Origin of the sequence: Mesorhizobium sp. CA16, from assembly GCF_020165175.1 — a bacterium.
Lineage (GTDB): Bacteria > Pseudomonadota > Alphaproteobacteria > Rhizobiales > Rhizobiaceae > Mesorhizobium.
In genome coordinates, this window is sequence record NZ_JAIUHP010000009.1 from 215,371 (window position 1) to 236,973 (window position 21,603).

At 63.7% G+C, this 21,603-nt stretch carries 24 protein-coding genes and 1 pseudogene; 21 read left to right on the forward strand and 4 right to left on the reverse strand.

Features of this window, described 5'->3' with window-relative positions; genetic code table 11:
- The first annotated feature begins 59 nt into the window (after nucleotides 1-59).
- Nucleotides 60-1,337: a 4-aminobutyrate--2-oxoglutarate transaminase gene (locus LB525_RS15285; protein ID WP_224545225.1), complete on the forward strand. Its 1,278-nt coding sequence runs from the start codon at nucleotides 60-62 to the stop codon at nucleotides 1,335-1,337.
- 48 nt (nucleotides 1,338-1,385) lie between these two features.
- On the opposite strand, the pseudogene LB525_RS15290 reads toward LB525_RS15285, so the two are convergent.
- From LB525_RS15290 to LB525_RS15300, 3 genes and pseudogenes are all read right to left on the reverse strand, one after another.
- Nucleotides 1,386-1,711: pseudogene (locus tag LB525_RS15290) on the reverse strand (type II toxin-antitoxin system RelE/ParE family toxin).
- Nucleotides 1,712-1,715: 4 nt separating this feature from the next.
- Nucleotides 1,716-1,946 carry a type II toxin-antitoxin system ParD family antitoxin gene (locus LB525_RS15295; RefSeq protein WP_224526731.1) on the reverse strand — a complete coding sequence of 77 codons (231 nt, stop codon included), beginning with the start codon at nucleotides 1,944-1,946 and terminating at the stop codon, nucleotides 1,716-1,718.
- A 38-nt stretch (nucleotides 1,947-1,984) separates the two neighbouring features.
- Nucleotides 1,985-3,238: an NAD(P)/FAD-dependent oxidoreductase gene (locus tag LB525_RS15300; protein ID WP_224545226.1), complete on the reverse strand. Its 1,254-nt coding sequence runs from the start codon at nucleotides 3,236-3,238 to the stop codon at nucleotides 1,985-1,987.
- Between the two features lie 416 nt (nucleotides 3,239-3,654).
- Between LB525_RS15300 and LB525_RS15305 the strand changes: the two genes are divergently transcribed.
- The 18 genes from LB525_RS15305 to trmB all read left to right on the forward strand — a co-directional run bounded on the left by LB525_RS15305 (nucleotide 3,655) and on the right by trmB (nucleotide 21,029).
- Nucleotides 3,655-4,944 (forward strand): imelysin family protein, encoded by a 1,290-nt coding sequence (locus LB525_RS15305; protein ID WP_224545243.1) that lies wholly within the window; start codon nucleotides 3,655-3,657, stop codon nucleotides 4,942-4,944.
- Between the two features lie 101 nt (nucleotides 4,945-5,045).
- A complete protein-coding gene (locus tag LB525_RS15310) occupies nucleotides 5,046-5,357 on the forward strand; it encodes a (2Fe-2S)-binding protein (protein WP_224526726.1) in 312 nt (103 codons plus the stop codon).
- Entirely contained in the window at nucleotides 5,323-5,808 is a 486-nt protein-coding gene (gene bfr / locus LB525_RS15315) for a bacterioferritin (RefSeq protein WP_095765979.1), read from the forward strand. The genes LB525_RS15310 and bfr overlap by 35 nt, the downstream gene beginning before the upstream one ends.
- 129 nt (nucleotides 5,809-5,937) lie before the next feature.
- Nucleotides 5,938-7,422: a di-heme oxidoredictase family protein gene (locus LB525_RS15320; RefSeq protein WP_411962567.1), complete on the forward strand. Its 1,485-nt coding sequence runs from the start codon at nucleotides 5,938-5,940 to the stop codon at nucleotides 7,420-7,422.
- Nucleotides 7,423-7,442: 20 nt separating this feature from the next.
- Nucleotides 7,443-8,516, forward strand: a complete 1,074-nt coding sequence (locus tag LB525_RS15325; RefSeq protein WP_224545244.1) for an imelysin family protein — start codon at nucleotides 7,443-7,445, stop codon at nucleotides 8,514-8,516.
- Between the two features lie 4 nt (nucleotides 8,517-8,520).
- Complete coding sequence (locus LB525_RS15330) at nucleotides 8,521-9,627, forward strand: DUF1513 domain-containing protein (RefSeq protein ID WP_224545228.1); 1,107 nt, start codon at nucleotides 8,521-8,523, stop codon at nucleotides 9,625-9,627.
- Between the two features lie 139 nt (nucleotides 9,628-9,766).
- A complete protein-coding gene (tsaB, locus tag LB525_RS15335) occupies nucleotides 9,767-10,522 on the forward strand; it encodes a tRNA (adenosine(37)-N6)-threonylcarbamoyltransferase complex dimerization subunit type 1 TsaB (RefSeq protein WP_224545229.1) in 756 nt (251 codons plus the stop codon).
- Entirely contained in the window at nucleotides 10,522-11,016 is a 495-nt protein-coding gene (gene rimI / locus LB525_RS15340) for a ribosomal protein S18-alanine N-acetyltransferase (RefSeq protein ID WP_224545230.1), read from the forward strand. Before tsaB ends, rimI begins: the two co-directional genes overlap by 1 nt.
- A 26-nt stretch (nucleotides 11,017-11,042) precedes the next feature.
- Complete coding sequence (locus tag LB525_RS15345) at nucleotides 11,043-11,843, forward strand: lysophospholipid acyltransferase family protein (RefSeq protein ID WP_224545231.1); 801 nt, start codon at nucleotides 11,043-11,045, stop codon at nucleotides 11,841-11,843.
- A gap of 146 nt (nucleotides 11,844-11,989) precedes the next feature.
- On the forward strand, nucleotides 11,990-13,399 hold the full coding sequence (miaB, locus tag LB525_RS15350) for a tRNA (N6-isopentenyl adenosine(37)-C2)-methylthiotransferase MiaB (protein WP_224545232.1): 1,410 nt from the start codon (nucleotides 11,990-11,992) through the stop codon (nucleotides 13,397-13,399).
- An 84-nt stretch (nucleotides 13,400-13,483) separates the two neighbouring features.
- On the forward strand, nucleotides 13,484-14,476 hold the full coding sequence (locus LB525_RS15355) for a PhoH family protein (RefSeq protein WP_411962568.1): 993 nt from the start codon (nucleotides 13,484-13,486) through the stop codon (nucleotides 14,474-14,476).
- An 11-nt stretch (nucleotides 14,477-14,487) separates the two neighbouring features.
- Complete coding sequence (gene ybeY, locus LB525_RS15360; protein WP_224545233.1) at nucleotides 14,488-14,985, forward strand: rRNA maturation RNase YbeY; 498 nt, start codon at nucleotides 14,488-14,490, stop codon at nucleotides 14,983-14,985.
- A 27-nt stretch (nucleotides 14,986-15,012) separates the two neighbouring features.
- The gene (locus tag LB525_RS15365) at nucleotides 15,013-16,086 is read left to right on the forward strand and encodes a hemolysin family protein (RefSeq protein WP_224545234.1); all 1,074 of its coding nucleotides are present in this window, start codon (nucleotides 15,013-15,015) and stop codon (nucleotides 16,084-16,086) included.
- A gap of 12 nt (nucleotides 16,087-16,098) precedes the next feature.
- On the forward strand, nucleotides 16,099-16,617 hold the full coding sequence (locus LB525_RS15370; RefSeq protein ID WP_224545235.1) for a VOC family protein: 519 nt from the start codon (nucleotides 16,099-16,101) through the stop codon (nucleotides 16,615-16,617).
- Nucleotides 16,618-16,745: 128 nt separating this feature from the next.
- Entirely contained in the window at nucleotides 16,746-18,332 is a 1,587-nt protein-coding gene (lnt, locus tag LB525_RS15375; RefSeq protein ID WP_224545236.1) for an apolipoprotein N-acyltransferase, read from the forward strand.
- Between the two features lie 139 nt (nucleotides 18,333-18,471).
- The gene (locus tag LB525_RS15380; RefSeq protein WP_140545192.1) at nucleotides 18,472-18,894 is read left to right on the forward strand and encodes a helix-turn-helix domain-containing protein; all 423 of its coding nucleotides are present in this window, start codon (nucleotides 18,472-18,474) and stop codon (nucleotides 18,892-18,894) included.
- 162 nt (nucleotides 18,895-19,056) lie between these two features.
- Nucleotides 19,057-20,322 (forward strand): methionine adenosyltransferase, encoded by a 1,266-nt coding sequence (gene metK, locus LB525_RS15385; protein WP_095765968.1) that lies wholly within the window; start codon nucleotides 19,057-19,059, stop codon nucleotides 20,320-20,322.
- Nucleotides 20,319-21,029: a tRNA (guanine(46)-N(7))-methyltransferase TrmB gene (gene trmB / locus LB525_RS15390; protein WP_224545245.1), complete on the forward strand. Its 711-nt coding sequence runs from the start codon at nucleotides 20,319-20,321 to the stop codon at nucleotides 21,027-21,029. The genes metK and trmB overlap by 4 nt, the downstream gene beginning before the upstream one ends.
- Nucleotides 21,030-21,058: 29 nt before the next feature.
- Here trmB and LB525_RS15395 read toward each other — a convergent pair whose 3' ends face one another.
- A complete protein-coding gene (locus LB525_RS15395) occupies nucleotides 21,059-21,220 on the reverse strand; it encodes a hypothetical protein (protein ID WP_181174833.1) in 162 nt (53 codons plus the stop codon).
- On the opposite strand from LB525_RS15395, the gene LB525_RS15400 reads away from it, so the two are divergent.
- Nucleotides 21,204-21,446 (forward strand): CopG family ribbon-helix-helix protein, encoded by a 243-nt coding sequence (locus LB525_RS15400; RefSeq protein ID WP_224526699.1) that lies wholly within the window; start codon nucleotides 21,204-21,206, stop codon nucleotides 21,444-21,446. The two genes, LB525_RS15395 and LB525_RS15400, sit on opposite strands and share 17 nt — an antisense overlap.
- A partial coding sequence (locus LB525_RS15405) for a type II toxin-antitoxin system RelE/ParE family toxin (RefSeq protein WP_224545246.1) occupies nucleotides 21,443-21,603 on the forward strand: 161 nt, incomplete at its 3' end. The genes LB525_RS15400 and LB525_RS15405, both read left to right, overlap by 4 nt.

Genomic DNA, 21,603 nt, shown 5'->3' on the forward strand with positions numbered 1-21,603 from the left:
ACGGCATCAAACGAGAACGGGCCCAGTCTCGATGAGGGATGGCCCGATTGAGGGATGAGATGAAGAATTCAGCCATTTCCGAACGCAAGAACCAGTCGATCTCGCGCGGCGTCGGCATGACGACACAGATCTACGCCGAACGCGCCGAGAATTCGGAAATCTGGGATGTCGAAGGCCGCCGCTACATCGACTTCTCGTCCGGCATCGCCGTCGTCAACACCGGCCACCGCCACCCGAAGGTGATCGAGGCCGTCAAGGCGCAACTTGACCGCTTCACCCACACCTGCCACCAGGTCGTACCCTATGAAAGCTACGTGCATCTCGCCGAGCGGCTGAACGGCCTGCTGCCCGGCAAGTTCGACAAGAAGACCGTGTTCGTCACCACCGGCGCCGAGGCGGTCGAGAACGCCATCAAGATCGCCCGTAACGCCACCGGCCGTCAGGCGGTCATCGCCTTTTCAGGCGGCTTTCATGGCCGCACCTTCATGGGCATGGCGCTGACCGGCAAGGTCGTGCCCTACAAGGTCGGCTTCGGCGCCATGCCCGCCGATGTCTTCCATGCCCCGTTCCCGGTGGCGCTGCATGGCGTGTCGGTCGCCGATTCGCTTGCCGCGCTCGACAAGCTGTTCAAGGCCGATGTCGATCCGGGCCGCGTTGCAGCCATCATCGTCGAACCGGTTCAGGGCGAGGGCGGCTTCTACGAAGCGCCGCGCGATTTCATGGCTGCGCTGCGCAAGATCTGCGATCAGCACGGCATCCTGCTCGTCGCCGACGAAGTGCAGACCGGCTTTGCCCGTACCGGCAAGATGTTTGCCATGGATCATCATGACGTGGCGCCCGACCTCACCACCATGGCCAAGAGCCTCGCCGGCGGCTTCCCGCTGTCGGCCGTCACCGGCCGCGCCGAGATCATGGACGCGCCCGGCCCCGGCGGGCTCGGCGGCACCTATGGCGGCAGCCCGATCGGCGTTGCCGCCGCGCACGCAGTGCTCGACGTCATCGAGGAGGAAAAGCTCTGCGACCGTGCCAATGCGCTGGGCGCGCGGCTGAAGCAGCGGCTGGTTTCGATCCGCGAGGACGTACCGGAGATCGTCGACATCCGCGGTCCAGGCTTCATGAACGCCGTCGAGTTCAACGACGTGCAGAAGGGGCTTCCGTCAGCGGAGTTCGCCAACGCGGTCAGGCTGAAGGCGCTGGACAAGGGCCTCATCCTGCTCACCTGCGGCGTCTACGGCAACGTCATCCGCTTCCTGTCCCCGATCACCATCCAGGACGGCGTCATGACCGAGGCGCTGGATATCCTGGAAACCTCGATCCGCGAGGCGCAGGCCGCCTGAGGATGGTGCGGTGCTCTTCTGACGGTCTGCACCGGCGCGCGCAAGCCGTCAGGAGCCCGGATGTTGTAACCAGGATGGGATATCCATCTTGGCGTGAAGCACGCGCCACACATCGATGTGGTTCTGCCTGTTCAATATAGAAGATCAAATATGGATGACGCTTGAGCGGCAGGCTGCGTAGGCCGGGCAACCCAACTTCATAACTATCTCAGAGAGCCTGATGCCGGGTGGCTGGCTATTAACTTGTAGGCATTCTGAAGGTCCTCGACATAGCCTAACGCCACGTGCGAACCAGCTTCACGTGCATAATAATCGACAGCGTCCTCGATATCGCGCAGAGCAAGGCTTCGAGGAATAATTGGCTTGGTGGCCACTAACTTATTGGCCCTGCGCTCGTTTCCTCAACGCTGCGAAATAATCATCGTCAACGGGCTCACTCGGCGCGGACGACGCGCCCTCTAGGAGCAAGCGGCGCAAAAGTTGACGATCCTGATCCTGGCGGATCAATTCACGCACATATTCGCTGCTCGTGCCATAGCCTCGATCAGTCACTTGCTGATCGACAAAATTCTTCAAGCTGTCCGGCAGTGAAATGTTCATCGTGCTCATTCAGCCACTTTATGATCTATGGCAAAAATCGGCAATCTCTACGCGCTCGCCCTTGCCGGTTCGTCCCGACTGAAGGCCGCAAGCGCCGCCTTCAGCGCATCCGGCCCGCCTGCCACCGTTTGCGGCGTCGGCGAGAAGCCGGCGCCGAGCATCTTGCGGCCAAGCATGTGGTCGGCCGGGCGGTTGACGGATTCGATACCGAGCAGCCGGTTGCCCGCATAGTGGTAGATCGAGAACTTGTTCTCGGCGAGATCGCCCAGCACGACATGGTGATCGCCGCCTTGGGTCAGGCCCACCATCTGCAGCTTCATGTCGCCGATATCCGACCAGAACCACGGCACGGCCGAGAAGGGCTCGCCATGGCCGAGGACGGTGCGTGCGGCAAGCCGCGCCTGGTCGGTGGCGTTCTGCACCGATTCCAGCCGCACGTCGCCGCCGGTGAACCAATGCCGGTAGGAGGCCGCGTCGCCGATGGCGAGGATTTCGGGAACAGAGCTTTGCATATGCTGGTCGACGCGGATGCCGTTGCCGGTTGCCAGGCCGGCGGCTTCAGCCAGTTCGACATTGGGCACCACGCCGATGCCGATGATCACCATTTGCGCCGGCAGGCGTTCGCCGCCCGAGGTGATCGCGGCCGCGACGCGGCCGCCTTCGCCCTCCAGGCGGGCAATGGTGGTGCCGGTCAGGATGCGCACGCCGATCGCTTCCAGGCGCTGGCGCACATGCGCGGCGATGATCGGCGCCACGGCGCGGCCGAGCAGCCGGTCGACCGCCTCGACGACGGTGACGTTGCGGCCGGCCGCTCTCAGCGTTGCCGCGATCTCCAGGCCGATGAAGCCGCCGCCGAGAATGACCACGTCCTCGGTTTGCGCGCTGAGCTCGCGGATCGCCCGCGCATCGGCCAGCGAACGCAGCGAGACCACGCCGGCAAGGCTGGCGCCGTCAAGCTTGAGCAGGCGCGGCCGCGAGCCGGTCGCGAGCACCAGCCGGTCGAAGGCAAGCGTTCCACCGCCTGCGACATTCAACCGGCTCGCGCGAGCATCGATGCTGTCGATGCGCACGCCCGGCCGGTAGTCGATGTTGTTGCCAGTGTAGAAGGCTTCGCCGCGCAAGGGCTGCGGCTTGGCCTCGGCGTCCTTGATGAAGGTCTTGGACAACGGCGGCTTGTGATAGGGCAGGTCCTGCTCGTCGCCGACCAGGACAACCGGCCCTTCATAGGCCTCTTCGCGCAGGCTGGCGGCGGCCTGCACGCCGGCATGGCCCGCACCGACAATCACAACCCCGTTGGTCATCGCAATCCTTTTTGGTCAGCAAATTTAGGCCCTTGCGCCAAGTGGCGATTGTCCGTCACCGCCGCAAGGGCCGCGCATCGGGTCGCACCCAGAATGGCTGTCTGTCAATCGGGCCCAGCGAGGCAATACCGAGCTTAAAGTTGACATTTGTAGTTTAGAATAATTCTAAACTGTTGTTTCAATTGTATATTTTCTCTCTCACCAGTTGACTCCCGGCCTCTCCATCGCTTTATGGAGAGCTGCGCTCAAAGCGCATTCCTTTGATGTCTGGGCCTTGAACCCTTTCGATTGGAGGCAAGTGGTTGTCTTTTTATCGCGAACCGCGCACTGGCGCGGCCACCATTTTTCCCGGCATGCTTATGCCTCGGCGCGGGTGGGCGCCTTTTATTGAATTTCCAAGGAACTGGAGAAGGATGATGACGGCACGTAATGGCGGCAGGCTGGCCGCGATCTGCGCCACGGCTGCACTGACGGCGGCGGTGTTCGTGTTGCCGGCGAAAGCCGAGACCGACGCCAAGGCGGTGATCAAGACCTATGCCGACATCGCTTTGGCCAAATACGAGGATTCGCTGACCACTGCGCAGGCGCTGGACAAGGCGGTGAATGCGCTCGTTGCCAGTCCCTCGGCCGACACGTTGAACGCCGCGCGCGAGGCCTGGAAGGCGGCGCGCATCCCTTACCAGCAGACCGAAGTCTACCGCTTCGGCAACAAGATCGTCGACGACTGGGAAGGCAAGGTGAATTCCTGGCCGCTGGATGAGGGCCTGATCGACTATGTCGCCAAGAGCTATGGCACGGAGTCGGACGAAAACGCGCTCTATACGGCCAACGTCATCGCCAACAAGGAAATCGAGATTAACGGCAAGAAGGTCGATGCCTCGAAGCTGACGCCCGAGTTCCTCTCCGGCACGCTGCAGGAGGCCGGCGGCGTCGAAGCCAATGTCGCGACCGGCTATCACGCCATCGAATTCCTGCTCTGGGGGCAGGACCTGCATGGCACCGGGCCGGGCGCCGGCGAGCGGCCCTTTACCGACTACGACCTCAAGAACTGCACAGGCGGCAATTGCGATCGCCGCGCCGAATATCTGAGATCGGCGACCGATCTTCTGGTGTCCGACCTGCAGGAAATGGTCGGCAACTGGAAGGAAGACGGCGCCGCGCGCAAGAACCTCACCGAGGGCGATGCGAATGCCGCCATCTCCACCATCTTCACCGGCATGGGCTCGCTCTCCTATGGCGAGCTCGCCGGCGAGCGCATGAAGCTCGGCCTGTTGCTGCACGACCCGGAAGAGGAGCACGACTGCTTCTCCGACAACACCTACATCTCGCATCTCTATGACGCGGTCGGCATCCGCGATGCCTACCATGCCAGCTACAAGCGGCTCGATGGCTCCGTGGTCTCGGGTCCGTCGGTGTCCGACATGGTGAAGGCCGCCGATCCGGCGATCGACAGGGAGCTGTCGGGCAAACTCGACACCACCGTCGCCAAGATGGAGGCCATCCAGGCGCGTGCCCTTGCCGGCGAGGCATATGACCAGCAGATCGCCGAGGGCAACACGGAAGGTAACGCCACGGTGCAGGCGGCGATCGACGCCCTGATCGACCAGACCAAGTCGATCGAGCGCGCCGTCGGCTCGCTCAAGCTGAACCAGATCGCTTTCGAGGGTTCCGACAGCCTCGACGCGCCCGACAAGGTGTTCAAGTAAGATCGGGCATGATCCCAAAAGCCGGTTTTTGGACAAGATCATGCTCAATTGAGAAACCAGCCAAGCGGCGCCGGAACGGCGCCGTCAGCCAGAGCAAGTAGATGCTGATCTGCCATTGCAACATCATCACCGAAAAGGAGATCGAGCAGACGATCGTCGGCCTGCTGGATCAGGATCCCTGGCAGCTGATCGTGCCCGCTAAGGTCTACCACGCGATGGCCAAGCGCGGTCGCTGTTGCGGCTGTTTCCCAAATGTGGTGGAAACGATCATTCGGGTCACCGAGAATTACCACGCCCGCTCAGAGGTGGGGGGCGTGGACATCGTTTCACACCTGGATCGCGTGCGAGGCTTGCGCGGCCAATACGGGAGCAGAACCCATGAAAGGCGAACCGCAGGTCATCGAGCGGCTTAATGAAGCTCTGTTTCTGGAGCTTGGAGCCGTCAACCAGTACTGGGTGCATTACCGTCTGCTCGAGGATTGGGGCTACACCAAGCTGGCAAAGAAGGAGCGGGCGGAATCGATCGAGGAAATGCATCACGCCGACCGGCTGATCGCGCGCATCATCTTCCTCGAGGGTCACCCGAACCTGCAGTCCGTCGCGCCCTTGCGCATCGGCCAGAATGTCAAGGAAGTGCTCGAATCCGATCTCGCCGGCGAATATGACGCACGCACCGCCTACAAGCGCTCGCGTGAGATCTGCCAGGACGAAGGCGATTTCGTTTCGATGAAGCTGTTCGAGGATCTTTTGGCGGACGAGGAAGGACATATCGACTTCCTGGAAACGCAGCTCGATCTGCTTGCCTCGATCGGCGAGGAAAAATACGGCCAGCTCAATGCCGACTCGGCCAACGAGGCGGAGTAAGGACATGCGGGAATGCGGCGCCCCGTAGATTTTTCGCGCCGCGCGTGGCGGGCCGGGATTCACGGCTTGCCGTCCCAAAAGACCCCGCGATACCGGATTGGTCGCGGGGCATGGCTTTTGCTGGCGATCATGCCTTCCGCATCCGCCTTGGCCGGTGAGCCCGCCGCTCTGCCGACAAGCCGCACCGACCTGACGCCGAAGGACCAGGCGCGGGTTCTGGCGGTCACCAGGCCAACGGCCGATTTCACCAGGCCGGAGCCGTTCGAGCTGATGCAGGGCGGCGCCGGCACCTCGCGCAAGGACATCAACCGCGATGCCTTCTCACAATCCTCCGCCAATATCACCTTCGAAGAAGAAGGAACCTTCAAGCTCGGCAACGCGCTGTTTCGCAAGAACTGGGTGTCGTCGCCGTCCTCGACCCAGGCTTCGGACGGGCTCGGCCCGCTCTTCAACGAACGCGCCTGCCAGAACTGCCATCTGAAGGATGGCCGCGGGCGTCCTCCGGAAGGCGATGCCGGATCGACATCGATGTTCCTGAGACTCGCGCGCGATGCCGGCAGCGCCGAGGAAAGGGCCGCGCTCACCGATCATAAGCTGCTGAACTTTCCCGATCCCGTCTATGGCGCGCAACTGCAGGACCTTGCGGTTCCCGGGCTCAGGGGTGAGGGCCGGATGCGCGTCGATTATCAGGAGCAAAAAGTTACGCTCGGCGACGGTGCCGTCGTTTCACTGCGCAAGCCGAGCTATACGATCGAAAATCTCGGCTACGGTCCGCTCGATCCGCGCACCACGCTGTCGCCGCGCCTGACGCCGCCGATGATCGGGCTGGGCCTGATCGAGCAGATCGCGCCGGCCGATATTCTCGCCAATGCCGATCCGGACGATCGCAACAGTGACGGGATCTCGGGCAGGCCGAACATGGTGCGCGACGAGCTGAGCGACGCGGTGACCTTGGGCCGCTTCGGCTGGAAGGCGCAGACCGCCTCGATCCGCCAGCAAACGGGCGATGCCTTTGCTGGCGATATCGGCATCTCGACGCCGGAAATGCCGAAGCATTGGGGGGATTGCACCGAGGCGCAGACGGATTGCCTGGCCATGCCAAACGGGGTGCAGCAACGCCTCGGCACGGCCGAGGCGTCGCCGCCGGTGATGGACCTCGTCACCTTCTATTCGCAGAACCTGGCCGTGCCGGCGCGGCGCGACATCGGCAAGCCGGACGTGCTCGCCGGCAAAAAGCAGTTCTACGAGATGGGCTGCATTGCCTGTCACACGCCGAAATTCGTCACCATGCGCGGCACGCCGAACAAGGCGCAGGCCTTTCAGCTGATCTGGCCCTATTCCGACTTCCTGTTGCACGACATGGGCGAGGGCCTTGCCGATGGGCAGCGGGTGGGCGAAGCCACGGGGACCGAATGGCGCACCCCGCCGCTCTGGGGCATCGGGCTTACCGCGACGGTCAACGGCAATGCCTTTTACCTGCATGACGGCCGCGCGCGTACGCTTGCTGAGGCGATCCTGTGGCATGGCGGCGAGGGACAGAAGGCGCGCGACCGCTTTGTCGGTGCCGCCGCGGCCGATCGCGACGCGCTGATCAAATTCCTGGAGTCCCTCTGATGTCGAAACGCGTCGCTCTGATGTCGAAACGCATGGCCCTTGCTCTTCCGTTCCTTCTGGCCGCAGTGATGCCGGCATCGGCTGCGGTCAAGGCTTCCGATGTCATCGGCCGCGCGATCGACGGCTTCGTCCGCCCCGCCTATGCCAGCCTCGATGAGCATGCGGCGGGCCTGACCAAGGCGATGCACCAGCTTTGCGAAGCGCCGTCCAAGGAGAAGCTCGAAGCGGCTCGCGCGGCGTTTTCAGGCACGGTCGAGGCCTGGTCGGTAGCCGAGATCATCGCCTTCGGGCCGATCAAGGAGAACAACCGGCTGGAGCGCATGCTTTATTGGCCGGACCGCAAGAGCATCGGCCTGAGGCAAGTGCAGGCCACGCTCGCATCCAAGGACCCATCAGACATCGATCCGGCGCAACTGGCGCAAAAGAGCGTCGCCATGCAGGGCCTCGGCGCGCTCGAATATGTGCTTTACGGCGACGGCGCCGAAACGCTTGCCGGGAAAGACGATCCTTACCGCTGCGCCTATGGCGCGGCGGTTGCCGGCAATATCGAAACGATGGCGGGCGAGGTGCGCGACGCCTGGCAAAAGCCCGATGGTTTCGCGTCGCTCTGGGCCAATCCGGGGCCGAAGAACCCGCTCTACCGCGACGGCAACGAAGCGGTGACGGAACTGGTCGGCGTCTTCATCAACGAGCTGGAAATGATCCGCGACGTGCGGCTCAAGGGATTTCTCGGCGCGAAACCCGATGCCGATAAGCCGAAGCAGGCGATCTACTGGCGCTCGCAGAACACGACGGCCTCACTGGCCGCAAACCTGTCCGGCATCGACCAGCTGTTCCAGGCCTCCAGGCTCGGCGACGCGCTGCCCGCCGACGCGCAATGGATGGCAGAGTCCATCCACATCCAGCTCAGCAACGGCGTGACGACAGCGAAATCCGTTGCCGGTCCGATCGACAAGGCGCTCGCCGACCCCGCGCTGCGCGGCAAGCTCGAGCATTTCGCGCTGATCACCTCCAGCCTGTCGACCTTGATCGGCACCAGGATGACCGCCGAGTTCGGCCTGACCGCCGGCTTCTCGTCGCTGGATGGGGATTGATGCCGTGAGAACCGCCCTCATCCACCGCCGCGATTTCCTGCGGGCAGCGGGCGTGGGCTTCGCCGCCGCCATGGCGCCGCGCGCATGGGCTGACACGCTTGCCGCGGATGCGGTGTTTGCCACGGCCTTCGTCAAGCGCGACGGCAGCTTCGGCGCCGCCGTGCTCTCCGAGGCGGGGAAAATCCTGCATACGGTCGATCTGCCGGATCGCGGCCACGACGTCACTTTCGATCCGGTGTCGAAGCGCTCGGTGGTCTTTGCCCGCCAGCCCGGCACCTTTGCGGTGGTCTTCGACCATGCCGGCCGCGACAAGCCGCTGACCATCGCCAGCATCGCCGGCCGGCATTTCTTCGGCCATGGCGTGTTCTCGCCTGACGGCGCTCTGCTCTACGCTACGGAGAACGACTTCGACAACGCGGCAGGTGTCGTGGGCGTCTACGATGCGCGGGCGAAATTCAATCGCGTCGGCGAGTTCCCGACCTACGGCATGGGACCGCATGAACTGCTCCTGCTTGGCGATGGCCGCACTTTAGCCATCGCCAATGGCGGCATCGAGACCCATCCCGATTTCGGTCGCGCCGAACTCAACATCGCGACAATGAAGCCGTCCTACACGCTGGTCGACCGCGTCACCGGCGACCTCATCGAAAAGCACGAACTGCCGCCGGCGCTGCATCAGCTTTCGATCCGCCACATGGATCGCGACCAGGTGGGCACCGTCTGGTTCGGCTGCCAGTATCGCGGGCCGGCGACCGACCGGCCGGCGCTGGTCGGGCGCGCCGCGCGCGGCAAGGAGCTCGAGCTCCTGGAGATGCCGCAGGACGTGCTCTCAGGCTTGCGCAATTATGTCGGCTCGGTCGCCGCCAATGGCGCAACGGGCACCGTCGCCATCACCTCGCCGGAGGGCAATTCGCTGGCCGTCATCGATGCCGCCAGCGGACGCGTGGTCACGACAAGAGCGCTGGTCGAGGTCTGCGGCGTCGCGCCCGACGGCTCCGGCTTCATGGCGACGACCGGCGCCGGCGAGATCGTCGGTGGCGACGGCGCCACCCGTTCCGAACCGGACTATGTCTGGGACAATCACACGCTGTGCATCGCGGCCACGGCCTGACAACACCAAGATGCCGCTGTGGCGCTGAACCGAAGCCGCTTAACATTTCTCCGCCCTGGCCCTTGCGGCGGCGGCCTATGCCGGGCAGAGGGAATTGTGTTTCGATCCAGTTCGTTAACCGGCCTATGAAGCTGCCCGTATGAAGCTGCTTGCCATCGATTGCGCTGCCAATCTCTGCGCCGCCTGCGTCTATGACGCGGGCGCGGGGAAGGAGCTTGGCCGCGAAGTGCGCGACCTAGGCAAGGGGCATGCCGAGCATCTGATGGCCGTCATCGAGACGGCCTTGAAAGCGGGCGGCATCGGCTACCCTGATCTCAACGCCGTTGCCGTCTCGATCGGACCCGGCTCGTTCACCGGCCTGCGCGTCGGCGTCTCGACCGCGCGCGGCCTGGCGCTGGCGTTGAAAATCCCGGCGATCGGCGTGACGACGCTGGAAGCCCTGGCGGCGGAGGGTGCGAAAACTTTTCCCGAGCGCGCGGTGCTTGCCGCGCTCGACGCCGGCCGCGACGAAATCCACGCGGCGCTCTACGATAAAGCGTTAGCGGAGGCTTACCGACCTTCAGTGATCACGCTTTCCGTGGCGGCGATCATGGCCAACGGCGCCGATGCCGTCCTTGTCGGCACCGCTGCGCCACAGATTGCCGCAGCGGCGGGACGGGCCTTCGACACCGGCCCGGTTGCCGCCACCGCCGACATCGCGACCTATGCCAGGCTGGCGTCGGCCAGAGGGCCGGGCGAAAAGCCCAAGCCGCTCTATCTGCGCGGCGCCGACGCCAAGCCGCAGGCGGGCTTCATTCTTCCAAGACAGGACAACAGTCCAAAGGAAAACCATGATCCCAAAAAGGGGGAGGCGGTTTTGCGGAAAAGTCGTGGTCCAAAAGGAAACGACGCCTGATGCGCATACCGTTCTTTCAGCCGCGCCGCAGGGAATATGCCTTGGAACCGCTGACGGTTGCCGACAGCGCTGCCGTCTCGGAGCTGCATCGCGAGGATTTCGTGCGGCCCTGGACCGATGGCGAGTTCGCGGCGCTGCTCGAACAGGACACGGTGTTCGGCTACGCCGCGCGCGAGACAGGGCAGGGATCGAAACCTCCGGTCGGTTTCGTGCTGGCGCGGCTCGCGGCCGGCGAGGGCGAGATCCTGACCGTGGCCGTCGCCCGTAGCCATCGCCGACAGGGCCTTGGCTGGCAATTGATGGATGCGGTGCTGCGCGAGCTTCATGCGCAGCGCGCCGAAGCGCTCTTCCTTGAGGTCGACGAGACCAATGCGCCGGCGATCGCGCTTTATCGCAGGCTCGGCTTCATCCAGGTCGGTCATCGGCCCAACTATTATCGCTCGACCGAGCACGGTCCGACCGGCGCGCTTGTCATGCGCCGCGATCTTCGCTAGCCAGTCCGCGCGATAGGGCGGAGCGAATGATCAAGAAATTACGGATTTTCCTGGCGCTCTTCTATGTCGTCGTCTGTTCACTGGTGCTGGTGCCGCTGCAGATACTGTCGATGAAGACGGGACTCTGGCCCGAGATCTTCATCCTGAAAATCTGGCATCGCATGATCCTGAGGGCGCTGGGCATGCGGGTGCATGTGAAGGGCGCGCTGGCCAGGGAACGTCCGCTGCTGATCGCGGCCAACCATATCTCCTGGACCGACATCATGGTGCTCGGCTCCTTTGTCGATGTGAAGTTCATCGCCAGGGCCGACATGGAAGGCTGGCCGCTGATCGGCATGCTGTCCAAGTTGCAGCGCACCGTCTACATCGAGCGCGAGCGCAAGCGCACCTCCGGCGACCAGGCGAGCGAGATCGCCAAAAGGATGGCAAAAGGCGACGCCATGGTGCTGTTCGCCGAAGGTTCGACCGGGGACGGCAACCTTGTGCTGCCGTTCAAGAGCACGCTCTTCGGCGCCGCCTCGATGGCGATTTCGGAAGGTGCGGCGGACCAGGTCTTCATCCAGCCCGTGGCGATCGCCTATACGCGCCTGCATGGCATGCCGATGGGCCGCCGCCATCGGCCGATGTCCGCCTGGATCGGCGACCAGGATTTGATGCCGCACCTGAGAACCCTGCTTGCCGAAGGCGCGATCGATGCCGAGGTGCATTTCGGCGAGCCTGTGCCGTTCTCCAAGGGCTCGAACCGCAAGGAAACGGCACGGCTGATGGAAGCCAAGGTGCGCGAGATGATGCAGGCTGTCCTCGCCGACCCGGCCAAGAGCCGATAGCCGATGCATTTCGCCAAAAGTGCGTAGCGGTTTTGGGATAACGACATACATAAAGAAAAAAAGACCTGAAGCGCGTCCTGTCGGGACGACCTGCTTCAGGCAGATTCGTCTGTTTTTTGTCACGGAAAGGCGCTAGAAGCCGCCCGATGGATTTGAACACGATTGAAAGCCACGGCATCGGCGCTGCTGCCGAGCACTCGGCCGGCACGGACCGGACGGCGAAAAAGGTCTTCGTCAAGACCTATGGCTGCCAGATGAATGTCTACGATTCCCAGCGCATGACCGATGCGCTGGCGGCCGACGGCTATGTCGCCACCGACGCCGTCGAAGATGCGGATCTTGTGCTGCTCAACACCTGCCATATCCGCGAAAAGGCGGCGGAAAAGGTCTATTCCGAGCTTGGCCGCATTCGCGACATGAAGGCCGAACGCGCCGAGGCCGGCCGCGAATTGCTGATCGGCGTCGCCGGCTGCGTGGCGCAAGCCGAGGGCGCCGAGATCATCCGCCGCGCGCCTGCGGTCGATCTGGTCATCGGCCCGCAGACCTATCACCGGCTGCCCGACGTCCTGGCGAGGGTCCGTGGCGGCGAAAAGATCGTCGAGACCGAATACGCCGTCGAGGACAAGTTCGAGCATCTGCCGCAGCCGAAGCGCGCCGAGCTTGCCAGGCGCGGCGTCACCGCTTTCCTGACGGTGCAGGAAGGTTGCGACAAGTTCTGCACCTTCTGCGTGGTGCCTTACACGCGCGGCTCCGAGGTTTCGCGCCCGGTGGCGCAGATCATCGCCGAGGCCGAGCGCCTCGCCGAGGCCGGCGTGCGCGAGGTGACGCTGCTCGGCCAGAACGTCAATGCCTGGCACGGCATCGGCGAAAATGGCGAGGAATGGGGCCTTGGCCGCCTGCTGTTTCGTCTGGCGGAAATCCCCGGCCTGGCGCGGCTGCGCTACACCACCAGCCATCCGCGCGACATGGACGACGAATTGATCGCCGCGCATCGGGACCTGCCGGCGCTGATGCCCTATCTGCATCTGCCGGTACAGTCGGGCTCCGATCGGATTTTGAAGGCGATGAACCGGCGCCATACGGCGCGCGACTATCTGGCGCTCATCGAGCGCATTCGCGCCGCCCGCGCCGATATCGCCATGTCCGGCGACTTCATCGTCGGCTTCCCCGGCGAGACGGACGAGGATTTCGAAGCGACACTGAAATTGGTGCGCGAGGTGAACTATGCCTCGGCCTTCTCGTTCAAATATTCGCCGCGCCCCGGCACACCGGGCGCCGAAATGGATGGCCATGTCTCGGAAGCGGTGAAGGACGAGCGTCTGCAGGCTCTGCAGGCTCTGCTTCTCAGGCAGCAGCAGGATTTCGGCTTGAGCCTGGTCGGCAGGACCATCGGCACGCTGATCGAGAAGCCTGGCCGGCAGGCCGGGCAGCAAGTTGGCCGTTCGCCCTGGCTGCAGCCCGTTATTGTTGACGACAAGGCCGGCGGAATCGGTGACATTATCGACGTACGAATCACAAGGACCGGCTACAATAGCCTGTTCGCCGAACTGGCCTGACGGGCCTCGGCAGATGAGGAGAGACGGTTGAGCGCTGCTGAACTGAAGAATCCGCCCCCGAACCAGGCGTCCGGGGCTTCCGACATGGCGCACATCGTACTGACCTTCGACAATAACAAGCTTGCCAGCGCCCTTTACGGTCAGTTCGACGAGAATCTGGCCCGGCTCGAGCAGAAGCTCGGCGTGGATATCCGTTCGCGCGGCAACCAGCTTGCGATCAAAGGCTCGGCTCCGGCCGCCGAGCAGGCGCGCCGGGCGCTGGATACGCTCTACGGCATCCTGCAGAAGGGCGTCGACATCGGCCAGTCGGATGTCGACGGCGCCGTGCGCATGGCGATTGCCGCCGACGACCAGCTGACGCTGCCCACCTTGGAGCGCAAGGGCAAGGTTTCGGCCGCCCAGATCGCGACGCGCAAGAAGACGATCTATGCCCGGTCGCTGACGCAGGACGCTTATATGCGGGCGCTGGAGCGCTCGGAAATGGTCTTCGGCATCGGCCCGGCCGGCACCGGCAAGACCTATCTGGCGGTCGCGCATGCGGCCATGCTGCTCGAACGCGGCATGGTTGAGCGCATCGTGCTGTCGCGCCCGGCCGTCGAGGCCGGCGAGCGGCTGGGCTTCCTGCCCGGCGACATGAAGGAGAAGGTCGACCCCTATCTGCGGCCACTCTACGACGCGCTCTACGACATGATGCCGGCCGACAAGGTCGAGCGGGCGATCGCCGCCGAAGTCATCGAGATCGCGCCATTGGCCTTCATGCGCGGCCGCACGCTGGCGCATGCGGCGGTGATCCTCGACGAGGCACAGAACACCACGCCGATGCAGATGAAGATGTTCCTGACCCGTCTCGGCGAGAACTCGCGCATGATCGTCACCGGCGATCCGACCCAGATCGACCTGCCGCCCAACACCAAGTCGGGGCTGGTCGAGGCGCTGCGCATCCTCGACGGCGTGCCGGGCATCGTCACGGTCCGCTTCAACGAAGGCGACGTGGTGCGCCACCCGCTGGTCGCCGAGATCGTCAAGGCTTATGACCGCGACGGCAAGCTGGCACGAGGCCTCGGCGCCGAAAGCTGATCAAAGGCCGCATGGCTGCAGACAACAAATCCTCTGCCGGAACCCCGGTCGACATCGATATTTTCGTCGAGGCCGGCGCTTGGCCCGCGGAAGCCGAGTTGACGCGTCTGGTCGAGCGCGCCGTTGCGGCCGCTTTTGCCGAGACCGGCGCGGGCGGCGCTTCCGAGCTCAGCGTCGTTTTTTCCGACGATGCCCATATCCACGCGCTCAATGCCGAATGGCGCGGCAAGGACAAGCCCACCAACGTCTTGTCTTTCCCGGCTTTTTCGTTTTCGAAAGGCGGCAAGCTGCCGCCGATGCTGGGCGATATCGTGCTGGCTTCCGAGACGGTGTCTCGCGAGGCGGCACTGGAAGACAAGCCGGTTGCGAACCATATCACCCATCTTGTTATCCATGGCCTGCTGCATCTTTTGGGCCATGATCATGAGACCGACGCCGAGGCCGAGGAGATGGAAGCGATCGAGCGCGCGGCGCTTGCGAGACTTGCCATTCCCGATCCCTACGCGTAACAAAAAAGCTCAATTGACCCGATGGCGATGAACGACACACCAGAAACTGCCGCCCGTCCGGACGCCGGCAGTGCTGCCAAGTCTTCCGAAAAGACGGAAGAGGGCTCAAGTCCGAGTATTCCGACCGGCAGCGCGGCCGCTGAGCCGACGCATGCCGGTCCTTCCCTTGTCGACCGCGTGCTTGGCCTGTTCCGGCACCGCAACGGCACCAGCCTGCGCGAGGAGATCGCCGGCGCGCTCGCCGAAACGGCGACCGATGCCGGCGCTTTCTCGCCCGGCGAACGCGCCATGCTCAACAACATCCTGCGCCTGCGCGAAGTCCGGGTCGAGGACGTCATGGTGCCGCGCGCCGACATCGAGGCGGTCGAGATCAACACGACGCTTGGCGATCTGCTTGGGCTGTTCGAGCAGTCCGGCCATTCGCGCATGCCGGTCTATTCCGAGACATTGGACGATCCGCGCGGCATGGTTCACATTCGCGACGTGCTCGCCCACATCACCAAGCTCGCCCGCGTCAAGAAGGGCCGCAGCAGAGCGAAGACGCCGGTGTCGACCGCGCTCGACCTTGCTCAGGTCGACCTTGCGCGCACCATCGGCGATCTCAGCCTGATCCGCCCGGTTCTGTTCGTGCCGCCCTCGATGCTTGCCTCCGACCTGATGGGGCGCATGCAGACGACCCGCACGCAGATGGCGCTGGTCATCGACGAGTATGGCGGCACCGACGGCCTCGCCTCGCTGGAGGATATCGTCGAGATGGTGGTCGGCGACATCGAGGACGAGCATGACGACGACGAGCCGATGATCACGCAGACCGGCGACGGCGTCTTCGTCGTCGACGGCAAAGCCGAGATCGACGAGGTCGCCAAGATGATCGGCGAGGATTTCGCCGCCGGCGAGCATGGCGAATATGTCGACACCATCGGCGGCATGATCTTCAACACGCTCGGCCGCGTCCCCGCTCGCGGCGAAGTGGTGCAGGCCATCCCAGGTTTCGAGTTCCACGTGCTCGACGCCGACCCGCGCCGCGTCAAGCGCGTGCGCATCGTGCAGAGCCAGAAAGGCGAGCGTCGCCGCCGCGCCGCGCGCACCGAGCAGGCCTGACACCGTCGCGACATGCCCGTCGACGATCCTTTCAAGCATGCCGTTCTCGGCTCAGGCGTCTTCTATAAAGATCCGCGCGCCGCATTGACCTGGCTGCAGGCGGCCTTCGGCTTCGAGCCAAGCATGGTGGTGAGCGACGCCGACGGCCGGCTTGTCCATGCCGAAATGCGTTTCGGCGACGGCTACATCATCGTCGATTGCGAATGGGCCGAGCATGTCGCCAGCCCGGCCTCGGTCGGCGGCAAGAACACCCAGGCCGTCTATATCCGGCTGCGGCAGGATCTCGACGCTCATTGCGAAAAGGCACGTGCGGCCGGCGCGGAAATTCTTCAGGGACCGACGGATCATTTCTACGGCGAGCGCCAATACCGCGCCCGCGATCCCGAGGGTCATGTCTGGACGTTCAGCCAGACCGTGCGCGTTGTCCCGAAGGACGAGGCCGAGCGGCTGAGCGGCTGCGGATCGAGGGCTGGCACAACTGAGCATTTTGCACCCAACCGGAATCGCTTGGCGTTGCAGAAATGCGGCTAAGGCAAAGAGCTATGGCGGGATACCGATATAGCGCGACGGCGCATCAGGCTGCGCTTATCTGGGTTTGGATCGGGCGGTGCAGCCTGTTAAACCTCTAGCTCCCTGATTCGCGCGACTTGGGACGCTTGATGCAGCGCTTTGCCGGCCGGATAATTCTGCTGTGGGGGTGGCGGCGGGCTCTGGTTGCGTTTGCCGCCGGAGCGCTGGCGGTGCTTGCCCAGGCGCCTTATGATTTCTTCGCCGTCTGCTTCGTTTCGTTCCCGGTCCTTGTCTGGCTGCTCGACGGCGCCACCGGCGAGGCGTCAGATGGCTGGTTGAGGCGCCTGAGGCCGGCCTTCGCCGCTGGCTGGTGGTTCGGCTTCGGCTATTTCCTGGCCGGTCTTTGGTGGATCGGCCAGGCATTGCTGGTCGAGGCCGACAGCTTCGCGTGGGCCTTGCCCTTCGCCGTTGTCGGCATCCCGTTCGCGCTCGCTTTCTTCTATGGCTTTGCCACCGTTGTAGCGCGGCTGTTCTGGAGCAGCGATATCGGTCGTATCGCGGCGTTAGCCTTCGGCTTCGGGCTCGCGGAATGGCTGCGCGATTTCCTCTTCACCGGCTTCCCGTGGAATGCCGTCGGCTATGCCGCAATGCCGGTGCCGCTCCTGATGCAGAGCGTATCGGTGACCGGCATGATCGGCATGAATGCGCTTGCGGTCTTTGTCTTTTCGCTTCCTGCGCTCCTCGCCGCGCGCCACCATCTCAAGCTCGGCCTCGCCTTGTTCGTGATCCTCGTCGCCGCCCATGTCGGCTTCGGCTATGTCAGGCTTGCGGCACCGGTCGAATCGAGCCGCGCGATCGACGTTCGCATCGTCCAGCCGGCGGTCGATCTCAGCGAGAAGTGGGATGCCTCGGTGCGCGACCGCATCTTCGCGACTTTGCTGGGGATATCGGGGAAAGCGCCGGAACAGGGCCATGCCAAGCCGCAGCTTATCCTGTGGCCGGAGACATCGGTGCCGTTCCTTTTCACCGAGCGTCCGGACGCGCTGACGGCGCTGGGCGACATGCTGGCCGACGGTCAGATGTTGATTGCCGGTGTCGTGCGCGAAGAAGGCGGATCGGCCAATGCCGGCAGCCGCTACTACAATTCCGTCGTAGCGATCAACGACAAGGGCGAGATCGTCGATGCCGTCGACAAGGTGCATCTGGTGCCGTTCGGCGAATATCTGCCCTTCGCCGACTTGTTCGAACGCTTGGGCATAGGCCAACTCGTTGCCGGGCCGATGAATTTCGCCGCCGGCAACGAACGCCATCCGATCGGCGTTCCGGGCGGCCTGCGTGCCGCTCCGTTCATCTGCTACGAGGTGATTTTTCCCGATCTCGTCGCTGCTGACGCTGCATCCGCCGACTTGATTGTAAACGTCACCAACGACGCATGGTTCGGCGACACGCCAGGCCCGTATCAACACTTCAGGCAGGCGCAGATTCGCGCAGCGGAGAATGGAATGCCTCTGTTGCGCGCGGCTAACAATGGCATATCGGCCGTCGTCGATTCGCGCGGGCGCATTGTCGATGCGCTTGCCGTCGACGCGCGCGGCGCTATCGACGCGCATGTGCCCGTTTCTGGGCGCTCCCTCCTGCCCGCCGAACAGCGACGCATTAACGGATTGCTGATCATGTTGCTGTTTGCGCTGATTGCCTTCACACTGAATGTAAGGCAGCGGCTACGGGTGAATTGACAGTCGACACATTAGAAACTCATACTGTAACGCCTAAAATTTTCTCGAAGTCGGTTGGAGGGTTCTGTTGGGGCAGGTGGCTCCGGCTTCATATGGGCGGAACAAATAGAAAAAGCCGGAAAAATTCGGCGAGGAAAAAATGACAGAAGAGAACAAGAAGAAGCCGAATCCGATCGACATCCATGTCGGGAGCCGCATCCGGCTGCGTCGCAATATGCTTGGAATGAGCCAGGAAAAGCTGGGTGAAAATCTCGGCATCACCTTTCAGCAGATCCAGAAGTACGAGAAGGGCACAAACAGGGTTGGCGCCAGCCGCCTGCAGGCGATCGCCTCCATCCTGAGCGTTCCTGTCGCCTTCTTCTTCGAGGATGCCCCGGGCGAGGAGCCCGCCGGCGGCACCAGGGGATTTGCCGAAGACTCCTCGATGGCGTTCGCCATCGAATTCTGCGGCAGTCCCGAGGGTCTCCAGCTCAACCGGGCCTTCGTCAAGATCGGCGACGTCAAGGTGCGCCGCAGGATCATCGATCTGGTGAAGGCGCTTTCCGCCGAGGACGCCGATTGATTTGCCTGATGCCGCCGGCGGTTTCATGCCGCTGGTGGCATAGCCGACCTTGCCTACATTCATGCCAGATCCGTCGCGCCGCTTGACGAGCGGCGCCCGGCACCGCTAACACGTGGCGCGCCAAAATCGGCAGCTTGCCGATCTTTTCAAGAGGGGACACCCGTGACGCGGCAGAACTATCTCTTCACCTCGGAATCCGTCTCCGAGGGTCATCCCGACAAAGTCTGTGACCGTATCTCCGACGAGATCGTCGATCTGGTCTATCGCGAAGCCAAGAAGACGGGCATGGATCCGTGGAAGGTGCGCGTTGCCTGCGAGACGCTGGCCACCACCAACCGCGTCGTCATCGCCGGCGAGGTCCGCGTCCCGGACACGCTTTTGAAGAAGGACAAGGCGGGCAACGTCCTCAAGGACGCGTCCGGCCACCCTGTGGTCAACCCGGCCAAGTTCAAGTCGGTTGCCCGCAAGGCGATCCGCGAGATCGGCTACGAGCAGTCCGGCTTCCACTGGAAGACCGCCAAGATCGACGTGCTGCTGCATGGCCAGTCGCCCGACATCGGCCAGGGCGTCGACAATGCCGCCGACCGCCAGGGCGAGGAAGGGGCCGGCGACCAGGGCATCATGTTCGGCTACGCCTGCCGCGAGACGCCCGACCTGATGCCGGCACCGATCTATTACAGCCACAAGATTCTCGAACTGCTGGCAGCGGCACGTCATGAAGGCAATGGCGAGGCCGGCAAGCTCGGTCCGGACGCCAAGAGCCAGGTCACCGTGCGCTATGCCGACGGCAAGGCGGCGGAAGTCACGCAGATCGTGCTCTCCACCCAGCATCTCGATGCGAACTGGGACTCCAAGAAGGTCCGCAAGGTGGTCGAGCCCTATATCCGCGAGGCGCTTGGCGACTTGAAGATCGCCGAGGACTGCAACTGGTACATCAACCCGACCGGCAAATTCGTCATCGGCGGGCCTGACGGCGATGCCGGCCTCACCGGCCGCAAGATCATCGTCGACACCTATGGTGGCGCAGCCCCCCACGGCGGCGGCGCCTTCTCGGGCAAGGACACCACCAAGGTCGACCGTTCGGCCGCCTATGCGGCGCGCTATCTTGCCAAGAACGTGGTGGCGGCCAAGCTTGCCGACCGCTGCACCATCCAGCTCTCCTACGCCATCGGCGTCGCCCAGCCGCTGTCGGTCTATGTCGACCTGCACGGCACCGGCAAGGTGGACGAAGCGAAGCTCGAGGATGCGCTGCGCAAGGTGATGGACCTGTCGCCGTCGGGCATTCGCCGTCATCTCGACCTCAACAAGCCGATCTATGCAAAAACCTCGTCCTACGGCCATTTCGGTCGCAAGGCCGGTCGCGACGGCTCCTTCTCCTGGGAAAAGACCGATCTTGCCAAGGCGCTCAAGGACGCCGTCGCCGCCTGACGCCAGCGGACGCAAAGGATAGGCCGAGCCGGGCGACCGAAGGATTCTTCGGTCGCCGGCACGGCAAGACTATCCGCCCGCAGCAGGCGATCGCCCTCGAAAGCGGCCTGCGCCAATACCGGGTCGACCTGACGGCGGAAGCGCCGGCCGATCTCAGGACCTTGTTCAAGGCACCGGTCTCGACGCTGCAGCTGGAAATCGGTTTCGGTGGCGGCGAGCATCTCCTGCATCGCGCGACGGAAGCGCCGGGAACCGGTTTCATCGGCGTCGAGCCTTTCGTCAACGGCATGGCCAAGATGATGACGGCGCTCGGCAAGGCGCCGCTTGCCAATCTCAGGGTCTATGACGACGACGCCACGCGGCTGCTCGACTGGCTGCCGGAAGCCTCGCTCGACGGCATCGACTTGCTTTATCCCGATCCGTGGCCGAAGAAGAAGCACTGGAAGCGGCGTTTTGTCGGCGCCGCCAATCTCGACCGCTTTGCCCGGGTGCTGAAAGCCGGCGGCAGGTTCCGCTTCGCATCCGATATCGACAGCTATGTGAACTGGACGCTGCTTGCCTGCCGCGAACACGGCGCCTTCGCATGGCAGGCCGAGGACGCTTCCGGCTGGCACCAGCCCTATGACGGCTGGCCAGGCACCCGCTACGAGGCCAAGGCCATCCGCGAAGGACGGCGGCCGGCCTATCTGGCCTTCATCCGGAAATAGACGGCACCAAGGTGTCGTAATCAGCCGCTCTAGAAGCGGCCGATTCGGTCGAAAGCGGCCGGATCGATGCCGAGTTTCTTCAGGTCGCTGCGTCGCCGCTCCGCCTCACGGCATGCGGAGTTGACGAACCACTTTGGTTCTACCACATTCACAATGAACCAGAATGGAGACAGGATGATGAGCGCCTTCACCGTGCGGCTTCCGGATGAGACTGTGGCCAAGCTGGACCAACTGGCGGAAAAGGTGGATCGCTCTCGTTCCTACGTCGCCGCTCAAGCGATCGAAGACTATGTCGCCAGGGAAGAATGGCAGCTTGCCGAGATCGAGGCCGGCCTTGACGAAGCCGATCGAGGAGAATTCGCACGCGAGAAGGACTTGGCCGGCGTCATAGCGAAATACGTCAAGCCCGAACGATGAAGCTGACCCGCTGGACCCAGCGCGCCGTGCGTCGTCTCGACCAGGTTGGCGCTTTCATCGAAAAGGACAATCCAACGGCCGCGGCACGAGTGGTTGCCGGTATCGTTTCCTGTGCGGACAATCTCGCCGAGCAACCCGCCATGGGGCGGGTCGGGCG